This window comes from Polaromonas sp. P2_G11 (genome assembly GCF_056403595.1).
In genome coordinates this window covers 563,200-589,718 of sequence record NZ_JBFUFE010000003.1, presented here as the reverse complement: position 1 = coordinate 589,718, position 26,519 = coordinate 563,200, and the positions used below count along the sequence as shown (strand labels likewise).

General features: G+C 61.7%; 25 protein-coding genes. 19 read left to right on the top strand and 6 right to left on the bottom strand.

All coding sequences use genetic code 11. The annotated features are described in order from the left end of the window. Positions 1 to 72 precede the first annotated feature (72 nt). Together AC1DWQ_RS13455 and AC1DWQ_RS13450 are read right to left on the bottom strand one after the other, a co-directional pair. Entirely contained in the window at positions 73 to 759 is a 687-nt protein-coding gene (locus tag AC1DWQ_RS13455) for a response regulator (RefSeq protein WP_457282848.1), read from the bottom strand. Further along, entirely contained in the window at positions 756 to 2,270 is a 1,515-nt protein-coding gene (locus AC1DWQ_RS13450) for a sensor histidine kinase (RefSeq protein ID WP_477670087.1), read from the bottom strand. The genes AC1DWQ_RS13455 and AC1DWQ_RS13450 overlap by 4 nt, the downstream gene beginning before the upstream one ends. 321 nt (positions 2,271 to 2,591) lie before the next feature. On the opposite strand from AC1DWQ_RS13450, the gene AC1DWQ_RS13445 reads away from it, so the two are divergent. The 3 genes from AC1DWQ_RS13445 (at position 2,592) to AC1DWQ_RS13435 (ending at position 5,355) form a co-directional block, all read left to right on the top strand. Further along, the gene (locus AC1DWQ_RS13445; RefSeq protein WP_477670086.1) at positions 2,592 to 3,752 is read left to right on the top strand and encodes an aminotransferase class V-fold PLP-dependent enzyme; all 1,161 of its coding nucleotides are present in this window, start codon (positions 2,592 to 2,594) and stop codon (positions 3,750 to 3,752) included. Between the two features lie 97 nt (positions 3,753 to 3,849). Further along, entirely contained in the window at positions 3,850 to 5,007 is a 1,158-nt protein-coding gene (locus AC1DWQ_RS13440) for a formyltransferase family protein (RefSeq protein ID WP_477670085.1), read from the top strand. 48 nt (positions 5,008 to 5,055) lie between these two features. Then, entirely contained in the window at positions 5,056 to 5,355 is a 300-nt protein-coding gene (locus AC1DWQ_RS13435; RefSeq protein ID WP_477670084.1) for a hypothetical protein, read from the top strand. A gap of 170 nt (positions 5,356 to 5,525) precedes the next feature. On the opposite strand, the gene AC1DWQ_RS13430 is transcribed toward AC1DWQ_RS13435, so the two are convergent. Together AC1DWQ_RS13430 and AC1DWQ_RS13425 are read right to left on the bottom strand one after the other, a co-directional pair. Then, positions 5,526 to 5,876, bottom strand: a complete 351-nt coding sequence (locus AC1DWQ_RS13430; protein ID WP_477670083.1) for a hypothetical protein — start codon at positions 5,874 to 5,876, stop codon at positions 5,526 to 5,528. Positions 5,877 to 5,944: 68 nt separating this feature from the next. Next, a complete protein-coding gene (locus AC1DWQ_RS13425) occupies positions 5,945 to 6,700 on the bottom strand; it encodes an IclR family transcriptional regulator (protein WP_477670082.1) in 756 nt (251 codons plus the stop codon). A gap of 108 nt (positions 6,701 to 6,808) precedes the next feature. Between AC1DWQ_RS13425 and AC1DWQ_RS13420 the strand changes: the two genes are divergently transcribed. Genes AC1DWQ_RS13420 through AC1DWQ_RS13410 form a run of 3 tightly spaced genes read left to right on the top strand, consistent with a single transcriptional unit; the run spans position 6,809 to position 9,424 of the window. Beyond that, positions 6,809 to 7,777, top strand: coding sequence for a Bug family tripartite tricarboxylate transporter substrate binding protein (locus AC1DWQ_RS13420; protein ID WP_477670081.1), 969 nt, complete (start codon positions 6,809 to 6,811; stop codon positions 7,775 to 7,777). Position 7,778: 1 nt separating this feature from the next. Then, positions 7,779 to 8,459, top strand: coding sequence for an RraA family protein (locus AC1DWQ_RS13415; protein ID WP_477670080.1), 681 nt, complete (start codon positions 7,779 to 7,781; stop codon positions 8,457 to 8,459). Positions 8,460 to 8,476: 17 nt separating this feature from the next. Then, positions 8,477 to 9,424 (top strand): hydroxyacid dehydrogenase, encoded by a 948-nt coding sequence (locus AC1DWQ_RS13410; RefSeq protein WP_477670216.1) that lies wholly within the window; start codon positions 8,477 to 8,479, stop codon positions 9,422 to 9,424. Positions 9,425 to 9,481: 57 nt separating this feature from the next. Here the strand turns inward: AC1DWQ_RS13410 and AC1DWQ_RS13405 are convergent, their stop codons facing one another. Together AC1DWQ_RS13405 and AC1DWQ_RS13400 are read right to left on the bottom strand one after the other, a co-directional pair. Beyond that, entirely contained in the window at positions 9,482 to 10,459 is a 978-nt protein-coding gene (locus tag AC1DWQ_RS13405; protein ID WP_477670079.1) for a Bug family tripartite tricarboxylate transporter substrate binding protein, read from the bottom strand. A gap of 1,401 nt (positions 10,460 to 11,860) precedes the next feature. Continuing rightward, a complete protein-coding gene (locus AC1DWQ_RS13400) occupies positions 11,861 to 12,898 on the bottom strand; it encodes an AraC family transcriptional regulator (protein ID WP_477670078.1) in 1,038 nt (345 codons plus the stop codon). A gap of 190 nt (positions 12,899 to 13,088) precedes the next feature. Here AC1DWQ_RS13400 and AC1DWQ_RS13395 point away from each other — a divergent pair, with 190 nt between their 5' ends. The 13 genes from AC1DWQ_RS13395 to AC1DWQ_RS13335 all read left to right on the top strand — a co-directional run bounded on the left by AC1DWQ_RS13395 (position 13,089) and on the right by AC1DWQ_RS13335 (position 26,386). Beyond that, the gene (locus AC1DWQ_RS13395) at positions 13,089 to 14,711 is read left to right on the top strand and encodes a carboxyl transferase domain-containing protein (protein ID WP_477670077.1); all 1,623 of its coding nucleotides are present in this window, start codon (positions 13,089 to 13,091) and stop codon (positions 14,709 to 14,711) included. Between the two features lie 117 nt (positions 14,712 to 14,828). Beyond that, a complete protein-coding gene (locus AC1DWQ_RS13390) occupies positions 14,829 to 16,301 on the top strand; it encodes a M48 family metalloprotease (protein WP_477670076.1) in 1,473 nt (490 codons plus the stop codon). Further along, a complete protein-coding gene (locus tag AC1DWQ_RS13385) occupies positions 16,298 to 17,077 on the top strand; it encodes an enoyl-CoA hydratase/isomerase family protein (protein WP_477670075.1) in 780 nt (259 codons plus the stop codon). Before AC1DWQ_RS13390 ends, AC1DWQ_RS13385 begins: the two co-directional genes overlap by 4 nt. Next, the gene (locus tag AC1DWQ_RS13380) at positions 17,077 to 17,745 is read left to right on the top strand and encodes a DUF4126 domain-containing protein (RefSeq protein ID WP_477670074.1); all 669 of its coding nucleotides are present in this window, start codon (positions 17,077 to 17,079) and stop codon (positions 17,743 to 17,745) included. Before AC1DWQ_RS13385 ends, AC1DWQ_RS13380 begins: the two co-directional genes overlap by 1 nt. After that, positions 17,738 to 19,729, top strand: a complete 1,992-nt coding sequence (locus AC1DWQ_RS13375) for an acetyl/propionyl/methylcrotonyl-CoA carboxylase subunit alpha (protein ID WP_477670073.1) — start codon at positions 17,738 to 17,740, stop codon at positions 19,727 to 19,729. The genes AC1DWQ_RS13380 and AC1DWQ_RS13375 overlap by 8 nt, the downstream gene beginning before the upstream one ends. A gap of 36 nt (positions 19,730 to 19,765) precedes the next feature. Beyond that, positions 19,766 to 20,695 carry a 2-hydroxyacid dehydrogenase gene (locus tag AC1DWQ_RS13370; protein WP_477670072.1) on the top strand — a complete coding sequence of 310 codons (930 nt, stop codon included), beginning with the start codon at positions 19,766 to 19,768 and terminating at the stop codon, positions 20,693 to 20,695. 45 nt (positions 20,696 to 20,740) lie between these two features. Then, positions 20,741 to 21,199, top strand: a complete 459-nt coding sequence (locus AC1DWQ_RS13365; protein WP_477670071.1) for a DUF3592 domain-containing protein — start codon at positions 20,741 to 20,743, stop codon at positions 21,197 to 21,199. A gap of 26 nt (positions 21,200 to 21,225) precedes the next feature. Then, positions 21,226 to 22,146 (top strand): hydroxymethylglutaryl-CoA lyase, encoded by a 921-nt coding sequence (locus tag AC1DWQ_RS13360; protein ID WP_477670070.1) that lies wholly within the window; start codon positions 21,226 to 21,228, stop codon positions 22,144 to 22,146. A 1-nt stretch (position 22,147) separates the two neighbouring features. Then, positions 22,148 to 22,900: a YbaK/EbsC family protein gene (locus AC1DWQ_RS13355; RefSeq protein ID WP_477670069.1), complete on the top strand. Its 753-nt coding sequence runs from the start codon at positions 22,148 to 22,150 to the stop codon at positions 22,898 to 22,900. A gap of 47 nt (positions 22,901 to 22,947) precedes the next feature. Then, on the top strand, positions 22,948 to 23,598 hold the full coding sequence (locus tag AC1DWQ_RS13350) for a 2-hydroxychromene-2-carboxylate isomerase (protein ID WP_477670215.1): 651 nt from the start codon (positions 22,948 to 22,950) through the stop codon (positions 23,596 to 23,598). 192 nt (positions 23,599 to 23,790) lie between these two features. Continuing rightward, positions 23,791 to 25,449, top strand: a complete 1,659-nt coding sequence (locus AC1DWQ_RS13345) for an MFS transporter (RefSeq protein WP_477670068.1) — start codon at positions 23,791 to 23,793, stop codon at positions 25,447 to 25,449. A gap of 61 nt (positions 25,450 to 25,510) precedes the next feature. Continuing rightward, the gene (locus tag AC1DWQ_RS13340) at positions 25,511 to 25,729 is read left to right on the top strand and encodes a hypothetical protein (RefSeq protein ID WP_477670067.1); all 219 of its coding nucleotides are present in this window, start codon (positions 25,511 to 25,513) and stop codon (positions 25,727 to 25,729) included. A gap of 192 nt (positions 25,730 to 25,921) precedes the next feature. Continuing rightward, positions 25,922 to 26,386 carry a hypothetical protein gene (locus tag AC1DWQ_RS13335; RefSeq protein WP_477648213.1) on the top strand — a complete coding sequence of 155 codons (465 nt, stop codon included), beginning with the start codon at positions 25,922 to 25,924 and terminating at the stop codon, positions 26,384 to 26,386. The last annotated feature ends 133 nt before the right edge of the window (positions 26,387 to 26,519 follow it).

The following is a 26,519-nucleotide window of genomic DNA, read 5'->3' as shown; positions in this document are numbered from 1 at the left end:
AGGCTTCACTGTCGGCCGGCGGGCATCAGGAACGCATAAGTACGCGTAAGGAAATCGCCGTTCAGGCCGGTATCAGTCCACCGCCAGCCGGTAACCCACGCCGGTTTCGGTCAGTAAATGCCGGGGCTCGGCCGGTTCCTGCTCAATCTTGGCGCGCAGCTGCGCCATGTACAGCCGCAGGTAATGCACGTGCTCGGTGTATTCGGGCCCCCACACGTCGGCCAGCAGCTGCCGGTGCGTCACCACGCGGCCCGCACTGCGAACCAGCCGCGCCAGCAGCTTGAACTCGGTGGGCGTCAGGTGCAGGGTCTCGCCGTGCAGCTGCGCGGTGTGCAGCGTCAGGTCCACACGCAAACCATCAAGTTCATGCACCGTTACGGCCGCGGCCAGGGCCGTGCCGCGGTGGCGCAGCGCCACGCGTATGCGCGCCAGCAGCTCGCTCACGCTGAAGGGCTTGGTCAGGTAGTCGTCGGCGCCCGCGTCCAGCAGCTTGATTTTTTGCGCCTCCTGGTGGCGGGCCGACACCACGAGGATGGGCAGCGAATGCTTGCGCCGCACTTCCTGCACCAGCTCAGCGCCATCACCGTCGGGCAGGCCCAGGTCCAGCACAATCACGTCGGGCGGGTCGTTGCGCACCAGCGCGGCGGCTTCGCTCAGCGACACGGCCGTCTGTACCTCAAAGCCTTCCACCGACAGCGACGCGCGCATCAGCTCGCGCAGGTCGCGGTCGTCTTCCACCACCAGAAGGCGCAGGCTCATGGCTGCATCCCGGCGGGTTGCTGGGCCTCAATCGGCAGCGTCAGGGTAAAGACATTGCCTTCACCCGATTCGCCAACATCACGGCGCGACGATAAAAAGAGCCGGCCCTGGTGCGCCTCTGCAATGGCGCGGCACAGCGCCAGGCCCAGGCCCGCACCGCGCGGGCCGGACTGGTCACCGCGCGCATAGGGCGCAAAGATGGCCTCGTACTTGTCTTTTGCAATCTGCGGACCGCTGTCTTTCACGGTCAGCCGCAGCGTGTTGCCCTGGGCCTCCACCGACAGCGCAATCGCACCCGTGCTGTACTTGAGCGCGTTGTCCAGCAGGTTGTCTACCAGCTGCGCCAGCAGAACCGGGTCTGCCTTGATCAGCGGCAGCCCGGCCTGCACGGTGGAGGTAATGCGGCGCTCGGGGTCGCGCTTGCGCACGCGCGCCAGCACGGTGCCGACAATTTCTTCTGGAGACTCCCACTGCCGCGCCGGCGGCTGCGCGGTGTTGGACAGCTGCACCAGCTGCAGCGTGTTCTCCGTCACGGTCGATAAATAAGAGGCCTCACTCACAATGCTGCCCAGCAGCCGCGCCTGCTCGGCTGGGGCCAGCTTGTCGCCCTGCGTTTGCAGCGCTGAAGCGGCGCCCACCACGGTTGCCAGCGGCGTGCGCAGGTCATGCGAAATGGCCGCCAGAAAAGTGCTTTGCACCTGCTGGCGTTGCGCTTCGCCCTGTGCCGCCTGCATCGAGTTGCTAAGCTGCAGCCGCCACAGCGCCTGCCCCAGCAGCGCGCACAGCGCCTCGGCATGTTCGCGCCCGCCGGTGTCGTGTGCCGGTGCGGGCTCTACCCGCGCGGCGCCGTGCATCTGCGCCTTGTCGCCCAGCGGCAGGTACCAGGCGTTCAGCCCCGGCCAGCGCCCGGTGCCGGGCCCCAGCGTGGCCGCTTCGCGCATGCAGCACTTCATGCCGTCCAGCACCGAAGACTCCAGCACCGCCGCGTTCGACAGCTCGCCCCCTGCCTGCAGCGTGCCCAAAAGGCAAGGGCCTTCAAAGGCTTCATCCAGCGCCGCCTGGCCCAGGGTGGCAATGTCGTGTGCCGTTGCTGCGGTGGAAAGCTGCGTGGCCAGGCCTTGCAGCTGGCGCGCGCGCTGCTCGTTCAGCTGCGCCGCGGCCGTTTCGCGCCGCAGCCGCGCAGACAGGTGGCTGATGGTCAGCGCCACCAGCAGCATGCTGAAAATCGCAATCAGGTGATCCCGGCTCTCCACCTCAAAGGTAAAACGCGGCGGCACAAAAAAGTAGTTCAGCGCCGTCACCGCCACCAGCGCCGAGGCCACAGATTCCTTCCAGCCCATGGTGTAAGACACCACCACCACGACCAGCACATACAGCATGGCCTGGCTGGCAATCGTGACTTGCCTGTCGAGCAGCAGCCCGCCGCCGGTGGCGGCTGCCAGCAGCAGGGCCACGATGGCCCAGTGGCGCAAACTTGTGCCGGTGGCGGGTGTAGGTTCAGCAGCTTTCATCATCAGAAGCCCAGCGTACCATCGGCCGCATCAGGATTGCATCAGGAAGGCTTGGGGGGTGTGGCGAGGGGCTGGGCATGTCCCAGAGCCGCAAAATGCCCGGAATTCTTGACTTGTATCAACTTTTACCTATAAAAAGTGCCTGCAGCCCAATAGGAATCTGCGCGAGCAGCTATGAAATTGATAGCGAATAGACCCCTGCGGCACAGCCTTCCCGCTCCTTGTTGCCCCCCCGCGACCACACATAACCCCACTGCCAAAATCGCCTCATCCTGTTAAGCTGGCTGCCCGACTTTTCATAACGATTTGAGAGACAACACCATGCCCGGACTCCTCCCCAACGTTGACCCTGACGGACTGCTCGAGTTTTCGGTGGTCTACACCGACCGCGCCCTCAACCACATGTCAAAAAGCTTCCAGGGCGTGATGAGCGACATCTCGCGCATCCTCAAAGACGTGTACAAGGCGCACGCCGTGGCCCTGGTGCCCGGCAGCGGCACCTACGGCATGGAAGCCGTGGCCCGCCAGTTCGCGGGAGGCAAGCACGTCATGGTCATCCGCAACGGCTGGTTCAGCTACCGCTGGACGCAAATCTTTGACATGGGCCACATCCCCGCGTCGCACACCGTGCTCAAGGCCAAACAAACCGGCCCCGGCGCGCAAGCCCCCTGGGCGCCCGCACCCATTGCCGACGTGGTCGCCGCCATCGCCAAAGAAAAGCCCGCACTCGTTTTTGCCCCGCACGTCGAAACCGCTTCCGGCATGATCCTGCCCGACAGCTACCTGCAGGCTGTGGCCGCCGCGGTGCATGCGGTGGGCGGCCTCTTTGTGCTCGACTGCATTGCCTCCGGCGCCATGTGGGTCGACATGAAGGCCACCGGCGTTGACCTGCTCATCTCCGCCCCGCAAAAAGGCTGGAGCAGCTCACCCTGCTGCGCCATGGTCATGCTCAGCGAGCGCGCCCGCGCCGCGATAGACGGCACCGCCAGCTCCAGCTTTGCCTGCGACCTGAAAAAGTGGATGCAGATTATGGAAACGTATGAAAACGGCGGCCATGCCTACCACGCCACCCTGCCCACAGACGCCCTCACGCGCCTGCGCGCCGCGATGAAAGAAACGCAAGACTACGGTTTTGCCAAAGTGAAGGCCGAGCAGGAAGCCCTGGGTAGCAAGGTGCGCAAACTGTTTGAAAGCCGCGGCCTGCCCAGCGTGGCCGCCGAAGGCTTCAAGGCCCCGGGCGTGGTCGTCAGCTACACCACAGACCCTGACATCCAGTCCGGCAAAAAATTTCTTGCACAAGGTTTGCAAACCGCTGCCGGCGTGCCGCTGCAGTGCGATGAGGGCGCCGACTTCAAGACTTTCCGCGTCGGCCTGTTTGGCCTCGAGAAATGGCACCAGTCTGACCGCACTGTCGGCCAGCTCGCTGCCGCACTCGACCAGATCGGCCTGACCGAGAAGGCGCGCCAGGCTGTCGCGGCCTGAGCGGCTGTTTCTCATCGGGAGCTTCGGCTCCCTTTTTTATGTCCGCTTTCCGTTTTAATCCATCCCTTTATCTATTCATTCCTAAAGAGACGTGTCCATGAAATGCGCTTTGGTCGGTTCCCGTTTTTTCGCAGCCTCGGTGTTTGAGGCGCTTCGCAAAGAAGAAGGCATTGAGTTCACCAGCATCGTCGCCCCCGCTGAAGACGACCGGCTGGCGATTGCAGGGCGCGCCGCCGGCATCCCCGTGCATGTGCTGGCCAACCCCAAGATCGTCCCCGGCGAGGCGATTGCCGAAGGCACCGAACTCATCATCGCCGCGCACACGCATGCCCGCGTGAGCGACGACGCACTGGCACGCTCGCGCCTGGGCGGCATCGGCTACCACCCCTCGCTGTTGCCACGCCACCGCGGCATCGCGGCCGTCGAATGGACGATTCTGGAAGGCGACCCGATTGCCGGCGGCTCCGTTTACCACCTGGCCGACGGCTGGGACGCCGGCGCCATCGCCGCGCAAGACTGGTGTTTTGTCAAAAAAGGCGAAACCGCCCGCGAACTGTGGGAGCGCGCCCTCGCGCCCATGGGCCTGGCGCTGCTCAGCAAAGTCGTGCACCACGCCCGCCTGCAAGGCAGCCTGCCCGCCGATGTGCAAGACCCAGCCTTCGCCACCCGCGCCCCCATGCTGCGCAAGGCCGTGGTGCTGACCGAAGAGGTCTCATCCGCCAACACTTCGTTGGTTGTCTCCATCGTCGGCACAGACCGGCAAGGCATCGTCAGTTCCCTGGCCGACAAAGCCCAACGCTTCGGCGCCAACTGGGCCGCCAGCCGCATGACACGCCTGGCCGGTGAATTCGCCGGCATGGTCCACTTCGAAGTCCCGCGCGAAAACGCCGACAACCTCGCCACCTCGCTGCGCGGCCTGCAGTCCAGCGGCCTGCAAGTGGTCGTAGCAAAGAGTGACGGCGCCAACACCCCCGCCGCCCTGCGCGTGTTTGAACTCGAACTGGTAGGCGAAGACCGCCTGGGCATCGTCAGCAACCTGACCAAGATGCTCGCCGAGCGCGGCATCAGCATCGAGAGCATTCACACCGACATCGTGCGCAGCGGTGTCTCGGGCAAGCAGACTTTCAAGGTCGAGGCGCATTTGCTGGTGCCGGCCAATTTGTCGGTAGAGGCGTTGCAGAAGGAACTGGGTACCCTGGCCAGCGAGATGATGCTGGATATTGCGTTGGGGGAGCGGCAGCTTGCTGTCGGGTAAGTCGACACGCCCCTCGGGCACGAAGTGAGCTAAGAGTACGGAATAGCAATGGTTGACATCGTTGTGGCGGTGGTGGTTGTCGGCGCCCTGGGTGTGCTGCCCATCGTTGGGCTCATCATTCAGGTGTGGCGCGACCGCCGGGGCAAGCGGAGGAATGCGCAGGGCCGGTGTTATGCCTGCGGCGGGTCGGGCTTTCTATGGCCTCTGCCTCACTACAAAGGCGCAACCTTCAATTACTGCCTGCCATGCAGTCAACGCCAGCGCCGGATGTCCACGATGACCGGACTGATCGCTGCCGGGGTTCTGGTGGTGGGCTTATGTACTTGGTTGATCGCTCGCGAGCTTTAAGAGATTTCGCTTGGAGGAGCGGCAGATTTCTGGCAAGTGAGCTGAGATTCGGTTTGTCCGGCGTGGTGGCTGCGAGTGCTGGCAGTAACGAAAATCATGATTTGCTGTAATAGCCCTGAGTTCAAGCAACACTACCAATCCTGAAACCCTGACCAGCGACTGCATTGGCATCAGTTCATGACATCAACGACAAGCAGCATGTTCATGACTATCTTGCTTTGGCGTTCAAGATGTCGGCGAAGACGTGAGGAGGCCAATTGCGTGCCCATTTGAAACAGAAAATAATCGATGTTTGCGAAAACAAAATCAAAGAGAAAGGCGAAAACGTCGGCGTGTCTTTCTACGCGTTTTTTGCCAACAAGAATGACAACCCGGAGCTCCTGATGGAGGCCGCAAAATGGTGGATCCAAACGCACCGGCTGGACCACTTTGAGAAAGCGTTGAAGATCAGGCGTCTGGTTGAGCAGGAAGTGGTCGATTGAGAAAAACCGCGCCTTGATGTAAGCCTCCTCCAGGGCCATATCCGCCCCAGGCACCCTCTTTTTTTCCAGACGACCCCAAGGCGTCTCGCAAGCAACTTTCGCAACTCTCAAGGATGCCAGCGCGAAACCGCCCGTGGCGTGTGGGCCGACTTGCTTCCGGCGAGCGCATACGACAGCTGGTTCGCCGCGCGGATGACACTCTTTGCGTGCTTCATCAGTTTGGTTTTTGACAGCCGTGCACTCGGGCCCGAGATGCAGATGGACCCCAGCAATCGCCAGTTAAGGCCGAACACCGGCGCCGCGACACTGGCCACTTCGGCTTCGCGTTCGCCCATCGAGATCTGGTACCCCTGTTCACGGATCGACTCGTAGGGTTCTCCCGCTGCGCCGCTGAAGGCCAGGATCACACGCCCCGGCGCGCCCTTGTTCAAGGGCAGCCTTTCCCCGACGCGCACGTGGTGCCGCACCGATTGCGGCCCTTCGACGCGCGCCACGCAGGCGCGAATGTCGCCTTCGCGCACGTAGAACGACGCGCTCTCGCCGCTTGCCTCAACGAGCTCGTGCAGCGTGGGCTCGACGATGCGATTGACGTCAAACCCGGCCTGGTAGCGCGCACCCAGCCAGCCGGCGGCCGGCCCCAGCCGCCACTGGCCGTCGTCGGCCTGCACCATGTATTGCGACAAGGCCAGCGTGCGCGCCAGGCGCAGCACCGTGGTCTTGTGCATGTGTGAGCGCCGGCTCAATTCCGCCAGCGAAAGCGTTGACTCGCCCACCTCAAAAGCTTCCATCAACGAGAGCGCCCGCGTCACCGCGATGACGCCGCCGCCTGTCTCAACTGGCTCATTTATCGGATCGTTTCGCATGCCGCACCATGGTTCACTGTATGAAACGGTATTGTATGGCGTGCAACGCGCGCCTACAGTCACACCCATACCGCAGCTATTGTTTAAAGCGGAGCCTTGGAGACATACATGAAACTTTCCCGCCGTTACGCGCTGGCCGCTGCCGTCGCGTGTTCCCTGGCCACCAGCGCCTTTGCGCAGGCCTGGCCCACCAAACCCATTCGCCTCGTCGTGCCATTCCCGGCCGGCGGCGGCACCGACATCATCGCCCGCGAAGTCACGAACAAGCTCATGGGCCCGGGCTACACCTTCATCGTTGACAACAAGCCGGGCTCGGGCGGCAACCTCGGTGTAGACGCCGTGGCGAAGTCGCCGGCAGACGGCTACACGTTGGTGCTCGGCCAGACCAGCAACCTGGCCATCAACACGAGCCTGTATGCCAAACTTCCGTATGACCCCATGAAGGACCTCACGCCCGTGAGCCTCGTGGCGAGCGCGCCACTGGTCATCGTCGTCGCGGCGGATTCGCCGTACAAGACGCTCGCCGACATCGTTGCGGCGTCCAAGGCCAAACCCGGCTCCCTGAACTACGCGACCTCCGGCAACGGCACCGTCGCGCACCTCGCGACCGAATCCTTCCAGAAGGCCGCAGACGTCAAGCTGACGCACGTGCCGTACAAGGGTGCGGCGCAGGGCGCCACCGACCTGATTGGCGGGCAGGTGCAGCTCTACGTGTCATCCATCCCCACGCTCATTGGCCACATCAAGAACGGAAAAATGCGCGCCATCGCCGTCACGTCGGCCAAACGTACCGAAGACCTGCCGCAGGTGCCAACCATTGCCGAGTCCGGCTACAAGGGCTTTGAGGCCGTGACCTGGTTCGGTATTGCCGGGCCTGCGAACCTGCCAAAGGATGTCGTCGCCAAACTCAACGCCGACATCAACAAGGCGCTGCAGGCGGCCGACCTGCGCAAGAAGCTGCGCGACCAGGGCGCCGACGTGGAAGGGAGCACGCCGGAGCAATTCAGCAAACTGATCCGGGAAGACATCACCCGCTGGGGCAAGATTGTTAAAGAATCCGGCGCGAAAGTAGATTGACATGACACAAGACATCATCCGCAAATTTGACCGCGTGCCGGCCGCCGTTGTGCGCCAAGCCGCTGCATTCCAGCCCGCCATCCTGGCCGACGTCGCCGGCCGCCGGGGTGCGATGCACGGGCGCATCAAGGCATTGCGCCCCCGCATGAAATTTGCCGGTACGGCCTTCACCGTTGAAGTTCGCCCTGGCGACAATCTGATGATCCACGCGGCCATGTCGTTGGCACAGCCGGGTGATGTGTTGGTGATTGACGGCAAGGGTGACCTCACCGCGGCATTGATGGGCACCATCATGATGACCGCCTGCAAACAGCTCGGTATCGTCGGTGTGGTCATTGACGGCGCAGTCCGTGACACCCTCGAAATCGACGAAATGGATTTCCCTGTCTTCGCGGCCGGGTACAACCCGAACGGCCCGACCAAAACCTGCCCGGGCCGCATCGGCCACCCTGTGACAGCAGGCGGTGTCACCGTGCATGCGGGCGACTTCGTGATGGGTGACGCGGACGGCGTTGTCGTCGTTGAACGCGAGAAGATCGAATCCCTGCTGCCGGCCGCTGCGAAGAAGGTGGCCGACGAAAACGCACGGATAGCGGCGATCAAAAAAGGCGACACGGCGGCCAAATGGCTGGAGTCAGCACTGCGCAGCGCCGGGGTATTGAAAGAAGGCGAGTCGCTGTGAGCAACGGGCAACCTGCCATGAAAGCCGCCGTGAAACCCGTCATTCTGGTCACTGCCGCAGACCTTGCACCCGAAGCGCTGGCGCTTCTGCAGGGCTACGAAGTCATCTACGCCGGCAAGACGCCGACAGAAGAAGACATCGTCGCCCTCTGCCAACGACACGACCCGGTGGGCATCATCGTGCGCTACAGCAAGGTGGGTGCTGCCGCCATTGCGGCAGCACCATCGCTGCGCGTGATCTCCAAGCACGGCAGCGGCACCGACACCATTGACAAGGTGGCCGCCGTCGCGCGGGGCGTTGAAGTTCGTGCCGCGGCCGGCGCCAACGCCAATGCCGTCGCCGAGCAGGCCCTGGCATTGATGCTCGCCTGCGCCAAGTCAATTCCGGTGTTGGACGCACGCATGCGCGCCGGCCACTGGGACAAGGCCACCCACAAAAGCGTGGAGCTGTATGGCAAGACTGTCGGGCTGGTGGGCCTGGGCGCCATCGGCCTGCGCTTTGCACGCATGGCGAGTGCAGTGGGCATGGAAGTTTTGGGCTTTGACCCTTACGCCAAAGAGCTGCCGGAATTCATGACACGGGTCGAGCTCGAAACGCTTTGGCAAAACGCCGACGTGATTTCGCTGCATTGCCCGCTGACGGACGAGAACCGCAACCTGCTGAATGGCACCACGCTGGCAAAGTGCAAGAGGGGTGTGATCATCGTCAACACGGCGCGCGGGGGGCTGGTGGATGAAGCCGCTTTGCTCGAAGCCCTTCGTAGCGGGCAAGTCCATTCTGCGGGCCTGGACAGCTTCAGCGTGGAACCCATGGCGCCAGGGCACCCCTTCCAGAACGAGCCGGGTCTCATCCTGAGCCCCCACATCGGCGGTGTCACGAGCAACGCCTACGTGAACATGGGCGTTGCGGCTGCGCGCAACGCGCGAAGCGTGATCGAAGGTGTGACCGCCGAGGCTTTGGCTTAGCTTTCGATCGACGGCTGCCTGGGGCATGCGCCCCAGCCCGGCCAGCGTCTTTCGCTTTTACTGCGGCACCAGGCCGGCGGCTTTCACCAGGTCGGCGTGGATGCGAATCTCTTCTGAAATCACTTGGGCCAGGGGCTTGGCCTCATCGGGTGCCGGCTCCATGCCGATTTCCAGCAGTCTGGTTTTGGCATCGCCTCTCAGAAACGCCTTCGCGGATTTGCTGAGCTTGTCGATCACGGGCTGAGGCGTTTTGGCGGGAACCAGCAGGCCGATCCAGGCCGACAGCACCACATTGTTCACACCGCCTTCGCGCAGTGTGGGAATGTCCGGCGCAGAGATGGCCCGTTTCTCACTCAGCACACCCACCGCATGCAGCTTGCCCGACTTGATGTGCGGAAGCGCCTCCGGCAGCGGGGCAAAGGCCATGTCCACCACGCCGCCAATCAGGTCGGTAATGGCCGGCGCACCGCCCTTGTAGGGAACGTGCAGCAGCTTCGCGCCGGTCTGGCTTTCAAACATCAGCCCCGCCAGGTGCTGCGGGCTGCCGTCACCTGAAGAGGCATACGTCAGCTTGCCCGGGTTGGCCTTGGCCGCCGCCAGAATGCTCGCCGGCGTTCCATACTTCGCCTTGTCGTTCACCACCAGCACCATGGCCTGGTTCACCAGCTTGGTCACCGCCACAAAGTCGGTTTCCGGGTTGTAGGGCAAGGTTTTGAAGATGCTTTTGTTCGTCGTCAGAAAAGACGCCGGCGACACCATGATGGTGTAGCCGTCAGGCGCCGCCTTGGCCACCACCGGCACACCAATCTGCCCCGAGCCGCCGGCCCGGTTGTCCACCACAAAGGGCTGACCCAGGTCAGTGGTCAGCTGCTGGCTGACCTGGCGCGCCACCATGTCAACACTGCCGCCAGCCGGCAGCGCGACGATGACCTTGACCGGGTGGCTGGGGTAGGGCTCTTGCGCGAACGAGGAGGCGGCGAGCGCCAGGCCGGACGCGGCGCAAAGCGCCAGGCAAGCGGTGCGGGTGAATGACATAGGTCGCTTTCAGAGTTGGAGGGTACCGGGCGTCGCCAGTTCGCATTCCGTAAAACTTGCTCCGCCGTGGCTCGTGGGGATGCAAGTTGTATGCCTGCAAGCAGGGTTAGAGCTGGAGCTGGTGGGCGAAGACCGTGTGGGCATTCGTCTGCAGGCTGACCAAGATGCTGGCCGAGCGCGGCATCAGCATTGAGAGCATTCATACCGACATCGTGCGCAGCGGCGTCTCAGGCAAACAGACTTTCAAGGTCGAGGCGCATTTGCTGGTGCCGGCTACTTGTCTGTGGAGGCGTTGCAGAAGGAGCTTGGTAGCTAGGCAGCGAGATGAGGCTAGATATTTGCAATGGCTGGTTAGTCTTTTGAACGCTGCATTTTCATCACGTTCCGGTGACACCAGTTTGCTTTAAAGTCTCGTGCAACTGTTGCACCTCCATACCTCAGTCATATCCCGAACTTCAGCTTCTCTGAGGTGCTAAGACAGCGGCAGTGAGGCATCCGCCACCGACCGCGAATAATCTTCTGACCTCGTTTCTAGCCGCGATGCAATGCGCGGAACTGTCCTCCAAAAAGGCATTGAGTTTGGCGTCCATCAGGGCTCCCACACGGGTGGTGAGTGGGTCGTTGGGTGTGCCGTTCGCTGTTCGATTACCGCCGCAATTGATTTGCGTGTCATCTTGGCCTCACCCGGAAACCGGCCGGTCAGCAACAAGCATGAGTAGGAGAATGCGACGCTTGCGACCCAGAAGAAGATTGCCACAGCCAGTACGGACCACATGAAGACTGCGTTCTGTGCGCCCTCGGCATACATTGACCAGCTAACGCTTATCACGATACCCACTTGCACGAGGTTACCCAGCCAGCCCCACACAGTACGCAGCGGTCCGCACAGGTCCGAGAATCTGTTCCGCAGTAGCTCACTGCTGTACCGCTGTGAGGAATACTGAAGCAGTCTCGGAATGAGACCCTCATCATTCTCCAAAGATGAAAGCGGAACGCCCAACGCTAGGGACGCATCCTGCAGGCGGCGCTTTTGAACTAGCCCCTGCTCCCATGTCCCAAGTACAAGGGCCAAGATGCCAAAGGCGAGAGTCACGCCGAGCGCTCCCACCACATGAATAAATGCCATCTCCAGGCCCTCCACTTTGACAGATTCTGAGGCTCAGCAATGAGGTTGTCTAGTGAGCTTCCCGAAACTCCGAACGGGAAATAGGATCAACGTCGAGGTGGTGAGTGACAGAGCCTCGCGTGTCAGATGCCGTACTTGACAGGGCTAGTTAAAGATCTAACCGTACTTTGCCTTCGATGTGGCGAGTTTCGTCTGAAAAAGCCTCAATCCATTATGCGAATTGAGTTCTCTTCGCCGTACTCCAGCTTGATAAGTTTTAAAACACCAAAATGGACCTAGGTCTCATGGCAAGAGTTTCGAAATTCTCCAGGCGAAACGTTTGCCCAATCCCGAAACGCCCGAATAAAACTCTTCTCATTCCGAAAGCCCGAAGCCTCTGCCACCTGCTTGATCGGTTTTGAGGTTCGCAGCAACAACTCCTTCGCTTTCTCAAACCGCACCTCATCCTTGAGCTGCTGCAGCGAAGCCCCTTCCTCCTGAAGCTGCCGGTGTAACGAGCGCGCAGACATATTCAGCGCCGCCGCCAAAGTCTCCGCGTTGTGCGAAGCCACCCCCGGGTTCGCCAAGGCCTGACGCACTTGCTCAACCAACAACCGGTCACGCCGGTACTGCAACACCGTCAACGGCAAAGCACGCTGCAGCATCTGCTGCAAGGCCTTTTCATCACGACGGAGAGGCAAGGCCAGGTAGCGTGCATCAAACCGGATCTCGGCCTGCGCGGCATTGAACTGCAGCGGCCCGGGGAACATCAGCCCATAGGCCTCTACATGCGGCGGCGCGGCAAACGGAAAGCGTGCGCCCTGCAGCGGAATGCGCGAATCCACATACCAGCAGGCCAGGCCGTGGATGTTGCGCAGCACGTGCACCAAAGCAAACTCACCGACCTTGCCAGGGGCTTTTTCTTCGACCGTGATGGCGGCGGTGTCGCCGGAGGTGGTGACGCGCAGGGTGATGTCGTCGGCAATCAGCGCGTGGTGGCGGCACCAGCGTTTAAGGGCGACGCCCAGGTTGGGTGAGCTGATGGAGGCGCGGGCCAGCATGCCGTAGCTGCCCCAAGGCAGTTTGCGGCTGAAGGCGCCCAGGCCTTCGTCGTCCAGCTCCTGCATGGCGGCGCCTGAGAGTTGCTCCATCTGGCGGGCGGTGATGTGGGCGTTGACTTGCTTGAGCTGGGTTGGCGTGATCTGTGCCAGTTTCAGGGCTTCTGTCGGGCTTTGGTTGTAGCGTTTGTAGGCAGAGGCAATGCTTCTGGCAAAGGCCATGGGGGTGGCTGCTTTGGGTGGGCTGGCGGGTTTGACGGGTGCTTTGCTGAGCATGGTGACAATTTTCCGCCAAGGTGGCAGGATTTGCAACCTCATTGGCTGTGCCTGTGGGGCGGGTTTTCGCTAAGCTGGCTGTTTAGCGTTAATCTGGCTAAGGTGGGGCTCACGCACCCGACGGCCTGGCGCAGGTCAGCCCCATTTCAGTCCCGTTTCAGCGCCTTTCACCCGTATTTCAGGAATTGCCATGCCCGCTCTGGAGACAAAACTCAACGTCCGCTCTGCCGACTTTCAGGCCAATGCCACCGCCATGCAGGCCCAGGTAGACGACCTGAACGCGCAAGTCGCCAAGGCCGCCCTGGGTGGCGGTGAGGCCACGCGGGCGCGGCACGTATCACGCGGCAAGTTGCTGCCGCGTGACCGCGTGCAGATGCTGCTGGACCCGGGCACGCCTTTCCTGGAGCTCGGCCCCCTGGCTGCCAAAGACATGTACCCCGACCGTGACGGCACCGACAGCGCACCCTGCGCCGGCGTCATCACCGGCATTGGCCGCGTCAATGGGGTGGACTGCATGATCGTGTGCAACGACGCCACGGTGAAGGGCGGCACCTACTACCCGATGACGGTGAAAAAACATTTGCGCGCGCAGGAAGTGGCGATGCAGAACAACCTCACCTGCATCTACCTGGTCGATTCGGGCGGCGCCAACCTGCCGAATCAAGACGATGTGTTTCCTGACCGCGACCACTTTGGCCGCATCTTCTTTAACCAGGCCAACATGAGCGCGCAGGGCATTGCGCAGATCGCCGTGGTCATGGGCAGCTGTACGGCCGGCGGCGCGTACGTGCCGGCCATGAGCGACGAGACCATCATCGTCAAGAACCAGGGCACCATCTTTTTGGGCGGCCCGCCGCTGGTGAAGGCGGCCATTGGTGAAATCGTCAGCGCTGAAGACCTGGGTGGTGGCGATGTACACACGCGCCTTTCGGGTGTGGCCGACCACCTGGCGCAGAACGACGCGCATGCGCTGGCCCTGGCCCGCCAGGCCGTAGGCAGCCTCAACAAGACCAAGCGCTTCGACCAGGCCCTGCGCACGCCGGTGCCGCCGCTGCACAGCCCGCAAGAGCTGCACGGCGTGATTCCGGTGGACCCGAAAAAACCGTATGACGTGCGCGAGGTGATTGCCCGCATCGTCGACGGCAGCGAATTTCATGAGTTCAAGGCGCGTTTTGGCCCCACACTGGTCTGCGGCTTTGCGCACATTGAAGGCATGCCCGTGGGCATCATCGCCAACAACGGCATCTTGTTCAGTGAATCGGCCCAAAAGGGCGCGCACTTTATCGAGCTGTGCTGCCAGCGCAAGGTGCCGCTGGTGTTTCTGCAGAACATCACCGGCTTCATGATCGGCCGCAAATACGAAGCCGAAGGCATTGCCCGCCACGGCGCCAAGATGGTGACGGCCGTGGCCACGGCCCAGGTGCCCAAGTTCACCGTGATCATTGGCGGCAGCTACGGCGCCGGCAACTACGGCATGTGCGGCCGGGCGTATTCACCACGCTTTTTGTGGATGTGGCCGAACGCGCGCATCTGCGTGATGGGCGGCGAGCAGGCCGCCGGCGTGCTCGCCACCGTGAAGCGCGACGCGATTGAAGCCAAGGGCGGCACCTGGAGCACCGAAGAAGAGGCCACCTTCAAGCAGCCGGTGCTCGACCAGTTTGGCCAGCAGTCGCACCCGTATTACTCCACCGCGCGTGGCTGGGACGACGGCGTGATTGACCCGGCGGATACGCGGCGTGTGTTGGCGCTGGGGCTTTCGGCCACGCTCAACCAGCCCATCCCCGATACGAAGTTTGGCGTCTTCCGGATGTAATCGGCGGCCGATAGGAACCATCAAGGGCGGTTGGGGCAAAAAAAACGTGCATTGTGATGTTGTTGCGCGTCATATCCAGTGATTCAATAGCCGGCAACCCAACTCAAAAAAAGCAAAATGCAGAAATATCACCCGTTATGGCTTGTGGCCCTGATGTGTTGGGGCGCCTCAGACGCAGGTGCGGCGTTGCCCGAGACGCAACCGTCCCGGATGGTGGAGGTGAAAAAAGTCAGTGCGCCTGCTGAGCAGCTTCTTTTTCAGCTGGCCTATGCGGCGCAGCCCCTTTGTCAAAAGGAGGACGCCGATTGGACGTGGAGCTTGGGGGGATTTCCCAGGACCATTCCTCCTTTACCCAATGACAAATTACCCAAGAGATCATTGGCAGAGTATGAGGAGCTTGCCAGGCACTACAACATGGGGCCCGGCGCCAGTATTTTTCTGACGGACATCGACAAGACCCCTTGGGGATACGTCGGCTTCAAGGCGCGCGAGCCATTTGAGTTTGCTGAACAGGGGCAGCTTCTTCGCTTCTTTGGAACCCCGAAACCGGATTCAGTGGGGCCGCATGTTCGGGAGAAAAATCCGGAGGCAACTCCCCTGGTTGAGTTTTCAGTCAAGCGCAACGGTGAGCCGGCAAAGATTGCGGTGAGGCGGGTCGCGGTTTGCCAGCTCTCATTGACTGTGGTCGACGGGACCTACCGGTATGCCGATTCAGATGGCGCCAGCGTGATAGTGACGGTGCCGCTGCTGGCCAGGCTTTCCAGGGACGAGTTGGTGGTGGTGCTTGCCCATGAGGTCGCGCATGTTGCCTTGAAGCTCAGCCGTGACCGGACAAAAAGCAAGATGTTGGCGCAACTCCTGGTGGGCAGCCTGGCAAGCATTGGCGAGAACCAGGAAAGCGGGCTGAGGGAGCCGAAGTCTGCGGACCTGGTCAGGGCAGACCGGCTCGCCATGCGCTTGTCATCCGGGTTTGGTGTTGATGTACCGGCGTACGCGGCCATCATCCGCAAGCTGGTTCAGGATGAGGATTCTTTTGGTGCGCCAACCTACAGGCGCACGCGTGGAATTGATCTAAACCGTGAAGAAAAACTGCAGCGAAGTGTTGATGTCTGGAACAAGAACAAGACCTTCTACCCTGCGCACGCCGCGGACAGACTGCTGGAGCAGGAGGTGACCCGGCGCGCGAAACAGGTGTATTCGGATCCGGCAAGTGTCTTTTCGGCGAGTGCTGCTGCTGCGCAAAAGCAGCCAACACCCCAAACTGAACCCGCGGCAGAAAACGTCGTTTCTGAGGCGGCTGGTGCGTCGCCCGTTGCCCTTGTGCATGCCGGGCCTGTTCCACCTTCCACGAGCTTCGCGGACCTGGCCGATGCGAACGCTTTGCCCCGCGTGAGCCCACGGGGCCGAACTTTGTACCTTGAATGGTTAACCAAGCCTTTTCCCAGGGCTGTTGCCTTGTCTGACAAGGGGGCAATCGCACGCGCATACGGTACCGATGCGATGGAAAGAGCAGTACAAAATTGCCAGAAATTCAACAATCCCTGCCGCCTGTATGCGGTGGATGACAAGGTCGTCTGGACACAACCATGAACCACCTCACTATCACTTTGAACGGGCCGCTTGTTACCGTCACACTGAACCGCCCGGACGTGCGCAATGCCTTCAACCAGGAGGTCATCGCCGAGATGACGCAGGCTTTTGTCGAGCTGGGCATGCACGAGGAAGTGCGCTGCGTTGTGCTGGCGGCCAACGGCCCGGCCTTTTGCGCAGGCGCAGACCTGAACTGGATGCGCAGCATGGCCGACTACACCCATGCGCAGAACCTGGAAGACGCGGGCCGCCTGGCGACCATGCTGCAGGCTGTTTATGAATGCCCCAAGCCGGTGATTGCCCGCATACAGGGCGACGTGTATGCCGGCGGTGTGGGCCTGGTGGCGGCATGCGACATGGCTGTGTCGGTGGACACGGCAGGGTATTGCCTCAGCGAGGTGAAGCTGGGCCTGATACCCGCCACCATCAGCCCGTATGTGATTCGCGCGATGGGCGCGCGGGCGGCGCATCGCTACTTCCTTACGGCTGAACGTTTTGATGCGGCCGAGGCCTTGCGCATTGGTTTTGTTCACGAAGTGGTGACAGCCGATGCGCTGGACGCCAAGGTGGCCGAGCTTGTGAAGGCACTTGTCAATTCAGGCCCCGAAGCCGTGAAGCTGTGCAAACAGCTGGTGCAGGACGTGGCTGGCCAGCCCATCACGCCGGAGCTCGTGCAGATGACGGTGGAAAGCATTGCCGATGTGCGCGTGAGCCCCGAAGGGCGTGAGGGCGTTCAATCCTTCCTGCAAAAACGCAAACCGAACTGGATCACTTGATGCAAGCCCTGGACACCGCACAACTGATTGCCCTGGCCGGTGCGTTGGGCTGGGCCAGTGGCGTGCGCCTGTACCTTGTCGTGCTGCTGACCGGGCTGGCAGGGTTTATGGGCTGGGTAGAGCTTCCGCAGGGACTGCTCCTGCTGGCCAACCCGGTGGTGCTGGGTGTCAGCGGCTTCATGGTGTTCATTGAATTTTTTGCCGACAAGATTCCCGGCCTTGATTCGCTGTGGGATGTGGTGCACGGCGTGATTCGCATCCCCGCGGGTGCGGCGCTTGCTGCGGCGGTGTTTGGCGCCGACAACGGCCTGGGCGCGCTGGTGGCTGCGTTGCTGGGCGGCACACTGGCTGCCACCAGCTTTGCGGCCAAGGCCACCACGCGCGCAGCCATCAACACCTCGCCCGAGCCTTTCAGCAACATCGGTGCCTCGCTGGTGGAAGACTCGCTGGTGCCGGCCGGCCTGTGGTTGGCGATTGCCCATCCGCTGATCTTTGTGGTGGTGCTGGCTTTGGTGCTGGCGCTCAGCATCTGGCTGATCCGCGTTTGCTGGCGGTTCCTGCGTCAGCTGTTTATCCGCGTGGCCCGCATCTTCAGCGGGCGGCCCGACCCGGGCACCACTTCCGCATTTACCTTGAAGTCTCCTTTCTCAAAGAACGACCATGTTTAAAAAAATTCTTATTGCCAACCGGGGGGAGATAGCCTGCCGCGTAGCGGCTACTGCACGCCGCATGGCCATCCAGTCCGTTGCGGTGTATTCCGATGCCGATGCGGGCGCCAAACATGTTGGCTTTTGCGACGAGGCAGTGCATATCGGCGGCAGCGCGCCCAAAGACAGCTATCTGCGCTGGGAACGCATCATCGAAGCCGCCAGGGCCACCGGCGCCGAGGCGATTCACCCCGGCTATGGTTTCCTGAGCGAGAACGAGGAATTTGCCCAGGCCTGTGCCGACGCGGGGCTGGTCTTCATTGGCCCACCGGCGTCGGCCATCAAGGCCATGGGCCTGAAGGCCGAGTCCAAACAATTGATGGAAAAAGCCGGCGTGCCGCTGGTGCCCGGCTACCACGGCAGCGACCAGGACCCGGCCCTGCTCAAGCGCGAGGCCGACCGCATTGGCTACCCGGTGCTGATCAAGGCCAGCGCAGGCGGTGGCGGCAAGGGCATGCGTGCGGTCGACAAGACGGAAGACTTCGACGCGGCTTTGGCATCGTGCAAACGCGAGGCCATCAACAGCTTTGGTGATGACGCGGTGCTGGTGGAAAAGTATGCCCAGCGCCCGCGTCACATAGAGATCCAGGTGTTTGGCGACACGCACGGCAATTACGTTTACCTGTTTGAGCGTGACTGCTCGGTGCAGCGCCGCCACCAGAAGGTGCTGGAAGAAGCGCCTGCCCCTGGCATGACCGAAGCCATGCGCAAGCAGATGGGTGAAGCGGCTGTGGCTGCTGCGCGCGCCGTGAATTACGTGGGCGCTGGCACGGTGGAGTTCATTGTGGAGCAGCGCGCCGACGGCAGCATGAACTTCTTCTTCATGGAAATGAACACGCGCCTGCAGGTGGAGCACCCGGTGACGGAAGCGATTACCGGGCTGGATTTGGTGGAGTGGCAACTGCGCGTGGCCTCGGGTGAAAAGCTGCCGCTGGCGCAAGATCAACTGCGAATCCACGGCCATGCCATCGAAGCGCGCATCTGCGCCGAAACGCCTGACAACAACTTTCTGCCCGCTACCGGCACGCTGCACGTCTACAAGAAGCCGGCGCACACGGCATTTGAAAGAGGACAGGTCCGGGTGGATGACGGCGTGCGTGAAGGCGACGCGATTTCGCCTTATTACGACTCCATGGTGGCCAAGCTCATCGTGCATGGCGCCACGCGCGAAGAAGCGCTGGCCCGGCTGGACGATGCTCTGGCGCAGACCCGCATCGTGGGCCTGAGCACCAATGTGCAGTTCTTGCGCTATGTGGTGCGCAGCCCTTCGTTTGCCAAAGCCAACCTCGACACCGCGCTGATCCAGCGCGAAGAAGCCGTGCTTTTCAAGCAGGAGCCGGTGGGCCTGGCCATGGCGGGTGCGGCGGCGGTGGCCAAGGCCCTGCTGGATGAGCGGGCCATGGAAGGCGCAGACCCTTTCAGCCGCCGCGATGGCTGGCGCTCGCATGGGGTGATGGAACGCCGCTTTGAGTTTGAATTTCACGACGAACCGGCCAAGGCAACGCTTGCCTATCTGCACGACGGTGCGCTGCGCCTCACGATTGGCGAGGCATCGGGCCCGCTGGTGTTTGCCGAAACCGCCCAGGGCATTGACGTGCAGTTTGCCGGCCAGCGCATGACGGCTGCCGTGTATGCCCAGGGCGAGCTGGACCATGTGTTCACCGCCAAAGGCGCCACGCAAATCCTGTCGATTGACCTGCTGGCCCATGCGGGCGAAGCGCAGGCCGAAGGCGGCCGCCTCACGGCGCCCATGCCTGGCAAGGTGGTGTCGTTTGCCGTCAAGGCCGGTGACAAGGTGAGCAAGGGCCAGCCACTGGCGGTGATGGAAGCCATGAAGATGGAGCACACCATTGCCGCGCCGGCCGATGGCGTGGTGCAGGAGTTGCTGTATGCGCCGGGTGACCAGGTGAGCGAGGGCTCGGAATTGTTGAAAATAGCCGTTTGATTTTTACTTTGCTTTGATTCAAACGGGATTCTTTTCATGCGCATCAGTTTTTGCTGTTCCGATATCAAACCCCAGCCCTGGGTAGACGGCCTGAAAGCCGAGTTTCCCGATGCGCAGGTGGAGTTGTGGTCCACTGGCGCGGCGCCGGCCGACTACGCGGTGGTCTGGGCGCCGCCCCAGCAGTTCTTTGACGAGCAGCCAAAGCTCAAAGGCATCTTCAATATTGGCGCCGGCGTTGATGCGCTGATGAAGCTGCGGCTGCCCGCCGGCGTACCGGTGGTGCGGCTGGACGATGCCGGCATGTCCGTGCAGATGGCCGAGTTTGTGTGCCATGCGGTCATTCGCCATTTTCGCGAGCTCGATGGCTATGAGGCCGATATTGCCGAAGGCAAGTGGTCGTACCGCAAGCCGCGCCTGCGCACCGATTTCCCCATTGGCGTGATGGGCCTGGGCGTGCTGGGCGAGCGCGTCGGACGTGCATTGGCGCAGTTTGATTTTCCGGTCAATGGCTGGAGCCGGTCGCCCAAGACGATTGAGGGTGTGCGGTGTTTTTCAGGCGATGCGGGTGGGCAGGGTTTTCAGGATTTTCTCGCGGCCAGCCGCATCCTGGTGTGCCTGCTGCCGCTGACGTCTGAAACGCGGGGCATCATGAACCTGGACACCCTGTCGCAGTTGCGGCCCGGCGGCTATGTCATCAACGTGGCGCGCGGCAGCCACCTGGTCGATGGCGACCTGATCACGCTGCTCGACAACGGCCACCTGGCGGGCGCCACGCTGGATGTGTTTCATACCGAACCGTTACCGGGAGATCACCCTTTCTGGAAACACCCGAAAGTCACGGTAACCCCGCACACCTCGGCCCGCACGCTGCGTGAGGAAAGCATTGCCCAGATTGCGGGCAAGGTGCGTGCCGTCGAGCGCGGGGAGCGGGTTGCTGGTATTGTTGATCCACTGCGTGGCTATTGAAGTTGTTGAAGTAGCTGTTGAAGCGCAGACCCCGGAGTTTCAGTGATGCCATCGTCCACGCCCCACCGCCTGCTCAGTGTTTTGGGCTGGTTGTTGCTGGTGCCCAGCGGGCTGACGGCCCTGGCAGCGGCCTGGCTGCTGGCCTCAAGCCTGGGTCTTGGCAGCGACACCCGTACGGTAGCCGGGCGGGTGGTGGGACATGAAGCGTCCCGCCTGAAGCTCAGCACGGGCCAGAAAAGCATTGTTGAATTTTCCGCACACGATGGCCGTACCCTGCGTGTGGCCGACCCCTTGGTGCGCCAGGGCGGTGCCGTCCATAAAGTGGGTGAGGCCGTGAAGGTGCGTTATCCGGTGGCAGATCCGGTGCAGGCCCAGATTGTGGAGTCGGTGCTGGTGCAGGGCTTTATCGGTGGGGTTCTTTTGTTGTTCAGTGCGCTGGGTGTGCTGGCCGGCTGGCTGCTTTTGTGGTTGCGCCCGCGTGGCGCGGCACTTGCGGCCGCCTGATCCTGAAATCGAATACGGAAAAAACCATGTCCTTGCCCTCCAAAGTCAAAATTGTCGATGTCGGCCCGCGCGACGGCTTGCAGAACGAAAAAGCCCAGGTGCCTGCTGCCGTAAAGATCGAGCTGGTGCACCGCCTGCAGGACGCTGGCCTCACTGAAATCGAAGTCACGAGTTATGTGTCGCCCAAGTGGGTGCCGCAAATGGCCGACAACGCCGAGGTGATGGCCGGCATCAAGCGCAAGCCGGGTGTGCGCTATTCGGTGCTGACGCCCAATATGAAAGGCTTTGAAGCCGCGATTGCGCCGCCGCGCGAACTGTGGCCCGACGAGATCGTGGTGTTCGGCGCGGCCAGCGAAGCCTTTAGCCAGAAGAACATCAACTGCTCGATCGCCGAAAGCATTGAGCGCTTTCGCCCCGTGGTGGAAGCTGCGCGTGAAAAAGGAATTTATGTGCGGGGCGCGATGTCTTGCACCGTTGGCTGCCCCTATGAAGGTGAAATTGCGCCTGAACGTGTGAGCATGCTCGCCGGCCTGATGAAGGGCATAGGCGTGCAGCATGTGGGGGTGGCTGACACGATTGGTGTGGGCACGCCGCTCAAGGTGCAGCGTGCCATGGAGGCGACGCTCAAACATTTCGACATCAACGATGTCTCCGGGCATTTTCACGATACCTACGGCCAGGCGCTGGGCAATACGCTCATGGCATTGCAGATGGGCGTATGGCAATACGACACCTCATCGGCCGGCCTGGGCGGCTGCCCGTTTGCCAAGGGCGCTACCGGCAATGTGGCGACCGAAGATGTCGTGTACATGCTGCATGGCATGGGCATTGAGACGGGCATTGACCTGGACAAGCTCATTGATGCGGGAAAATTCATCAGCGATTTTCTCGGGCGCAAGCCGAACTCCCGCGCGGCAACCGCGCTTCTTAACAAACGAATGAATTGACATGTGTGGTGCTGAACTGAAAGCGTTACCGGAGGGCGTGCAGCGGGTTGCCGCTGTACTGCTGGACAGCGGCCACCTGCATGCACCCGTCATGCTCGACGATGCCGCGCGCACCGCGCAGCAGGCAGCCGATGCACTGGGTGTGCAGGTGGGCCAGATTGCCAAGAGCATTATTTTTCGCCGAAAGTCTGACGATGCCGCCGTGCTGGTGGTGACGTCCGGCGACCAACGGGTTGATGAAAAAAAGGTCGAGGCCATGGTGTGTATCGATGGCAAGCGCCTGGCACGGGCCGATGCGGAGTTTGTGAAGGCGCGCACGGGGTTCTCCATAGGCGGCGTGTCGCCGCTGGCGCATGCCACGCCCTCCGTGACGCTGATTGACCGCTCGCTGTTCCGCTTTGAAACCGTGTGGGCGGCCGCGGGCCATCCGCATGCGGTGTTCCAGCTGTCGCCGCAGGAGCTTGAGCTGCTGACGGGCGCGCCGGTGGCAGACTTTGCGGTGAATGTGGACGAAGACAAACTGGCGAGGAAGCACGCGATCGAACTGGTCTCTCTGCGCGCGGCCACACTCGATAATGAGCCGGACGTTCCGTCGCCCTGCATTTCCGTGTGCCGCATGAACGCGGCGTCGGGCCTGTGCGAAGGCTGCTTTCGCACGCGCGATGAAATCGCGCAGTGGAGCGGGGCCGACGACACCGCAAAGCGCCATATCTGGACATCCATAGGGCAGCGCATGGCTGCGGTGCAGCCATGACCGGCGAGAACACAACGATGAAGCCGGCAGCCGGTGATGCGCCCGCGATCAAGCACATCACATGCTACTTCGACGTCATTTCGCCCTATGCCTTTTTGGCTTTTGAGCGCCTTCCAGAAGCGCTGAAGGGTGTGAGCTACAGCGTGGCGTACACGCCGGTGCTGTTCGCGGGCATGCTCAAGCACTATGGCCAGCTGGGCCCTGCGGAGATCGTCCCCAAACGCGACTGGACCTACCGGCAGGTGCTGTGGCTGGCGCACAGCCTGGGTATCGCGATGAAGATGCCGGCCAGCCATCCCTTCAACCCCTTGCCTTTGCTGCGCCTGGCTGTGGCCTGCGGCCCCGAGGGGCAGGGCGGTGCACCTAACCGCTATGCGTGCGAAACCATCTTTCGCCATGTCTGGGGCGAAGGCGGTGAAGCCGGCGATGCGGCCCGTTACGAAGCGCTGCTCAAGCAGCTTGCGCCGGCGCGCGATGTGCAGGGCGAGGGCGTGAAGGCGCAGCTTAAAAGCAATACGGAAACGGCGATTGCCAAAGGCGTTTTTGGTGTGCCGGCGTTTGAGGTCGACGGCAAAATTTTCTGGGGCCTGGATGCGTTGCCGATGCTGCGCGAGTACCTGCTCGGCAGCCCCTGGTTTGAGGGTGATGGCTGGAATGCCGCGTGTAAGGTTGCGACGGGCATCAAACGCGGTACCTAAGAAGGTTTTAAGCGTTTTCCCTGAGGTGCTTCGCATGCTGAAAAGTTCTTCAAGGGTTTCCCCTTGACTTGTCAGCCACGCATAAGTTTCGTGAAAGCTCCTGTTAGTTTCACGTCAGAGCTAGGTCAGCCACAACCAAAATAATGAAGGTAGCTTCCATACCGGAAGTCTCATTATTTTGGAGACAACATCATGGCAACAGCCGTCGACAACAGGCCGATGACAGCCGAGCAGAAGAAGGTGATTTTCGCCTCCTCGCTCGGCACCGTATTTGAGTGGTACGACTTCTACCTCTACGGTTCATTGGCAGCCATCATTGCCAAGCAGTTCTTCAGCGGACTGGATGCAGGCTCTGCCTTCATCTTTGCGCTGCTCGCTTTTGCAGCCGGCTTCATCGTGCGCCCCTTCGGCGCGCTGGTGTTCGGCCGCCTGGGCGACATGATCGGCCGCAAGTACACCTTCCTGGTCACCATCGTGATCATGGGCTTGTCGACCTTCATCGTCGGCCTCTTGCCCAACTATGCATCCATCGGTGTCGCCGCTCCGGTGATCCTGATTGCCCTGCGCATGCTGCAAGGCCTGGCGCTCGGCGGTGAATACGGCGGTGCAGCTGTCTATGTGGCCGAGCACTCGCCACAGGGCAAGCGCGGCGCCTACACCTCCTGGATCCAGACCACAGCCACGCTGGGCCTGTTCCTGAGCCTGCTGGTCATCCTGGGTGTGCGTACCGCCATGGGCGAAGTCGCATTCGCCGACTGGGGCTGGCGCATTCCGTTCATCGTGTCCATCCTGCTGCTGGCCGTGTCGGTCTACATCCGGTTGTCGATGAACGAATCCCCTGCCTTCCAGAAAATGAAGGCTGAGGGCAAAACCTCCAAGGCACCGTTGTCCGAATCTTTCGGCCAGTGGAAAAACCTGAAGATCGTGATCCTGGCGCTGATCGGCCTGACCGCCGGCCAGGCTGTGGTGTGGTATTCCGGCCAGTTCTACGCGCTGTTCTTCCTGACGCAGGCGCTCAAGGTCGACGGCCCCACGGCCAACATCCTGGTGGCTTATTCGCTGATCCTGGGTACGCCTTTCTTCGTGATTTTCGGGACGCTGTCCGACAAGATCGGCCGCAAGCCCATCATCATGGCCGGCTGCCTGCTGGCTGTGGTCACCTACTTCCCGGTGTTCACCGCGCTGACCAAAGCCGCCAATCCTGACCTGGCCGCGGCACAAGCCAAGAACAAGGTGGTTGTGACCGCCGACCCGAAAGAGTGCTCGTTCCAGTTCAACCCGACCGGCACCGTCAAATTCACCAGTTCCTGCGACATCGCCAAGCAGGTGCTGGCAGGCGCTTCGGTGAGCTATGACAACGTTGTCGCACCCGCCGGCACCGTGGCCACCATCAAGATCGGCGAAACCGCCATCTCCAGCTACACCGCCAAGGGCCTCAGCGCCGACGACGCCAAGAAGAAGGATGCCGAGTTCAAGAAAGCGGTCGCGGACGACCTGAAGGCTGCCGGCTACCCGAGCAAGGCTGATCCAGCCAAGGTCGACAAGGTCATGGTCACGGCCATCCTGTTCTATCTGGTGGTTCTGGTCACCATGGTGTACGGCCCGATCGCAGCCATGCTGGTGGAGTTGTTCCCGACCCGCATCCGTTATACCTCCATGAGCCTGCCGTACCACATCGGTAACGGCTGGTTCGGCGGCCTGCTGCCCACCACGGCTTTTGCCATCGTGGCGCAGACCGGCAATATGTACAACGGCCTCTGGTACCCGATCATCATCGCCGGCATGACGCTGGTGGTGGGCACCTTGTTCATCAAGGAAACCAAGGACGTGGATATTTACGCCAACGACTGATGGGTATTTGCGCCGGTGCGGGCCAGGAGCCCGCACCGGCCTTTTCAGGCTGAAAAGCCTTATGTTTTTTACGGGCCCTCGTCATCCATTTGCCGGGGGCTTTTTTTTGGGAGAAAGAAAGATGTGGAAAATTGTTGTGGGTTTTATCGTGATTGCCGGGCTGGCATTATTTCTGTTGAACAAGGGCGGCGATATTGATCTGGGCGGTGAAAAACATGGTGCTTCGCGGCTGGCTGCACCTGTTGTTATCACTGCTCTGGAAGCGCGTACGAATGGTTGAGTGAAGGGGTCAGGCTGACAGCGAGTGGCGCTTTTGCGTGCAGGACGTCGCCGCGATCATGCCCAGAAAAGGTGCGTTGCCGGTGAAAATGAGTTAAATTGAATTAACAGAGACAAAAACAACGATCACAGCGTCTCTGAAAATCAAGCACCTCATGGTGGCACCCTCGCGCATTTATTTGGAGATCAGCCGATGATTTACACCAAGACGGAAGCCGGCCAGACCGCCGTGCAGAACCGAACCGTCGCATTGACCCCCCGGCAGCGCTCTGCCTTCATCATGTTTGACGGCAAACGCAGCCTGGAGGATGTGGTCAAGGCCACCTCGGGGTTCGGCGTCACCGCAGAAGACATCAACCACCTGATTTCGCTGGGCCTGCTGGCGCCGCTGGCGGTGCAGCCGCCTGATGAGCCGGTTCCGGAGGTGTCGGCCCAAAACGCGGATGGCAGTCCTACCCTGAATGCGCAGGAGCATTATTCAAGGGCTTACCCCATCGCCACGCGGCTGACGGCTGCCCTGGGCCTTCGGGGTTTCCGCCTGAACCTGGCGGTGGAAGCCGCAGGCGACATCGACAAGCTCAAGGAGCTGGCACCCAAGATCAAGGAAGCTGTAGGCCCCGAGAAGTTCAAGGAACTCGAAAGCGCGCTTTACGGCTGAGCAAACCCGTACGGCTTGGCGCCGCAGGCGTGCGAATTCGCAAGCAGGGGCCGCGATCCGGCTACGCCGGGCGCAAGGCGCCTGTCCCCCCTGGGGGGAGGTGACGCTACACGAAGTGAGCGTCGGCAGGGGG